Below are 3,830 nucleotides of genomic sequence, written 5' to 3' on the forward strand. Positions count from 1 at the left end.
GAAAATAACCTGCCGCACAAGCCACTCCCGCAGGACGAAGAGCCACTGGAAAACATGGAGGGTCCGGTCGACGGCGAGAACCTCAATCAGATAGACCCGGCGAAGATCCGTGAGAACCTGAAAGAGGACGAGAAGGGAAGCTGAGTCCAGCCGTTGCTATCCCGGCCCGCTCTTGAGCGGGCTTTCTATTGGTTCCGGGAGGTGATTGGTGGGTAAAACAGTCAAGGTGACACTGATTGCGCTGGCGCTGATGCTGTTGTTGCTCCTGCTATTGGTGCTGTTTGTTCCGGAGTCCCAGTGGGCGCGCAACTGGGTCGAGGACCAGGCAAGCCAGCGTTTGGACGGTCGTGAGGTTGAAATAGCCGACATTGCCGTCGACTGGGGTTGGCCGCCGATAGTCCGGGTTGAGGGCGTTAGCGTTGCCAACCCTGACTGGGTAGAACACGAGCACATGCTGGAGCTTGAAGCACTCGAACTGGTGCCTGAGATGGGCGCGTTACTGAGCGGTAATATGGGTCTGCAGCGCCTCGACATCGAGCAGCCCCGTGTTCATCTGGCCCGCCGCGCCGATGGAAGCAGCAACTGGGGCGAGCTGATTGGCGCAGAAGATGACGAGCCGCCGGTGGTTCCGGATGTGCTGACGATAAATGGCGGTCAACTGACCTACCAGGACGAGATGCTGGACGCGTCAATTGAAGCCAGGGTGCGCACAACCACAGAGGGCGGATCCGACCGTCGACTGGCTATCACCGGAGAAGGACGCTGGGAGGGCAAGCCACTGCAATTCGACGCCTGGGGAGCCGCGCCCTTGCAGGTGCTGGATGAAGACTCATCCTATCCGCTTATGCTCGAAGGCAATCTGGGCGAGTTGCAGGTGCATTTCGACGGGCAGGCCCGTGATCCATTGCAACCGGAGGTAATGCAGGGAGTATTCGCGATTTCGGCGCCCGATGACGCGCAAGTGGCTGCATTGCTGGGCTATTCCGACCTGGCGGCCCCAGCATTTGAACTGCAGGGCCAGGTGGAGCGTGACGGTCCACAATGGACGTTCCGCGATCTCGACCTTCAGTCTGATGAAGCCAACCTGCAGGGAGAAGTCACCGTGGTGCGAGGCGATCCACTGCGGCTGGACGTAGAACTGGATGCCGACAGGATAGACCTGGACCGCTGGAACGCATTGGAGCGTTTTAATTCTGATCAAGAGGCGTCAGCTCAGGAGGTTGATAAACCTCTCGCGGAACGTCTCGCGAAGCAGTTCGAGATGTTGCGCGGCAGGCAAATCGAGCTTGCGCTTACAGTGGATGAGTTGGTCTACGGTGGCCAGTCACTCGATGATCTGATCGTAAGAGCCAGTCTGGACGGCAAGAGCATAGAGGTCTCCGAACTGCAGGCTAGCCAGGGTGATGGCCGCTTTCAGGCTAGCGGTTCATTGATGCTCGAAGAGAATGACGTCGTCGGCGAAATTAATGTCGAGCCCGAGCAGTTCCACCTGGGTAATGCGCTGGAGCCGATCTGGTCTTCGGATCTCGGCGTTCTGGATGGCGATATTCATCTGCGTCTCCGCGAGGGAGTGCTGACATTACACGAGACAGAGATAGCCTACGACGCACCGGCACAAGAGTTCAGCATCCAGTTGAAAGCCGACGCCCGCCAGTTGCCCAGTGAGCCGGTACCTGGGTTGCATGTCGAGGGCTCCGGGTTTCGCAACGGCGAGCCCTTTCGCTTCGACCTTGACCTGGGGCCGCTGCTCGATCTGACCGCAGCCCAGAAGCCCTACCCGATAAAAGGCATGCTGGCTTCCCGCGAAAGCACTCTGTACATCGACGGTACAATTATAAGGCCGCTGGCGCTTGAGTCAGTGGATACCCAGTTCAAACTGGCGGGCCCCAACCCTGATCGAATTAATGAAATCAACCAGTTAAGCCTGCCTTCGCTGCCTCCATATCACATTGAAGGCCGGTTGCGCTGGCATGACGGTCTTCTGCAATTGAATGACTTCAGTGGTGGTTTCGGTGAAAGCCTTCTCTCAGGCGATCTGCGACTGCGTACGGGTGAGCAACCAATGATTTGGGCAACTCTGTATTCGCGGACGCTGGATTATGACGATCTACGCCCGCTATGGGGCAGCCCACCCGGCACTGGGCCGGGTGAAGTTGCCTCAGCGGAACAAATACGCTTGGCCCGAGAGCAGGAGCAGGACGGCCAGTTTTTCTCCGATGAGCCCTGGAGCCCGGATGCCCTGCGTCGCATGGACGCAAAGGTCGATCTGGTCGCAGATCACGTCGATGCCAAGGGGCTGCCGTTGCAGGAGCTGAAGATGCAGCTGGAGCTGCAGAACGGCCGACTGACGCTGCAGCCACTACAATTTGGTCTCGGCGAAGGTACGTTGGACAGCTATATCCGTATCGACGCCCGCCAGGCGAGCGTTACCGGCCAGATTGACGCCTCTGCCAAGGGCGTCAACCTCAAGTCCTTGCTGCGCGATGCTTTTCCCGATGTGGCGCGGGATTCGGTCGGGATCATCGGCGGGGAAGCTGACCTCAGTTTCTCGGGTATCTCCATGGCCGAGTTCATGGCCGGCGCGGGCGGTCAGCTTGAGCTGGCGATGTCAGGCGGGCAGTTGGACGTACTGGCGGTGGAGTTGCTTGGGCTCGATGCGGGCGAAGCTCTGGTTGCGGCGCTGGTAGACACCAATCAGGTACCCATTCGCTGCGCCTATGTACGCTTGCAGGCCGAGGAAGGGCAGGTTGATCTCGAGCAACTGTTCATGGATACCGATGACGCTAACTTTACCGGCGCCGGAACCATCAATCTGCGCACTGAACAGATCGATATGGCATTGGAGAGCCACCCGAAGGATGTGAGCATTTTGACTGCCAATTCTCCGGTGCAGCTACGCGGCACGCTGGACAATCCCCAGGTAGAAGTTACCAGTACCGAGCTACTTGCTCGCGGCATCGCCAGCGCCATTGGTCTCGCGGTAGCGCCGCCGCTGGCGATCCTGCCCTGGGTCGATCCGGGGCTGGGCGAGGGCGTTGGCCCCGGGTGTCGCCAGGTGCTGGATGAGTTCCGGAGCGAGCAGTGAAGATTGCTACCTTCAATGTCAACGGCATACGGCCCCGGTTGGGAATACTGCTCGACTGGCTGGAACGCGAGAAGCCGGACATAGTCTGCCTGCACGAGCTCAAGGCGCATCAGGAAGTTTTGCCAACCGATGAAATAGAGAAGGCTGGTTACGGAGCAATCTGGCATGGCCAGAAATCCTGGAATGGCGTTGCCATCCTGGCCAGGGGAAGCCAGCCCCTGCAGAGCCGTCAGGGCCTGAGCGACGGCTATGACAAGGATCAGAGCCGTTATCTGGAAGCGGCGGTGCAAGGCATAGTGGTGGGCTGCATATACCTGCCTAATGGCAATCCGCAGCCAGGCCCCAAATTCGACTACAAGCTCGAGTGGTTCGAACACCTGATCGACCGCGCAGCCCGCCTGATTGAAGGTGGCCATCCGGTGGTTCTGGCCGGCGATTACAACGTGATCCCCACCGACCAGGATATCTACAGCACCCGGTCATGGAAAAAAGACGCGCTGTTACAGCCCGAGAGCCGCGCCTGCTATCAACGCCTGCTTGCCCAGGGCTGGACGGATGCACTGCGGCACTGCCATCCGGACGAGCAGATCTTTACTTTCTGGGACTACTTTCGTCAGCACTGGAAAAAGAACTCAGGTTTGCGTATTGACCATCTCTTGCTCAGCCCAGACCTTGCTCCTGCTCTTCAGGCAGCGGGTGTCGACCGCTGGGTGCGTGATTTGCCCAAGGCCAGCGATCACGCGCC

2 protein-coding genes are annotated in these 3,830 nt (G+C 59.1%); both read left to right on the forward strand.

Going from position 1 to position 3,830, the window contains the following annotated elements; translation table 11 throughout:
• Positions 1 to 208: 208 nt before the first annotated feature.
• On the forward strand, positions 209 to 3,085 hold the full coding sequence (locus tag ABYA88_RS15650; RefSeq protein ID WP_373188317.1) for an AsmA family protein: 2,877 nt from the start codon (positions 209 to 211) through the stop codon (positions 3,083 to 3,085).
• A partial coding sequence (gene xth, locus ABYA88_RS15655) for an exodeoxyribonuclease III (protein ID WP_373188318.1) occupies positions 3,082 to 3,830 on the forward strand: 749 nt, incomplete at its 3' end. The genes ABYA88_RS15650 and xth, both read left to right, overlap by 4 nt.

Source organism: Halopseudomonas sp. (genome assembly GCF_041579695.1).
Taxonomy (GTDB): Bacteria; Pseudomonadota; Gammaproteobacteria; order Pseudomonadales; family Pseudomonadaceae; genus Halopseudomonas.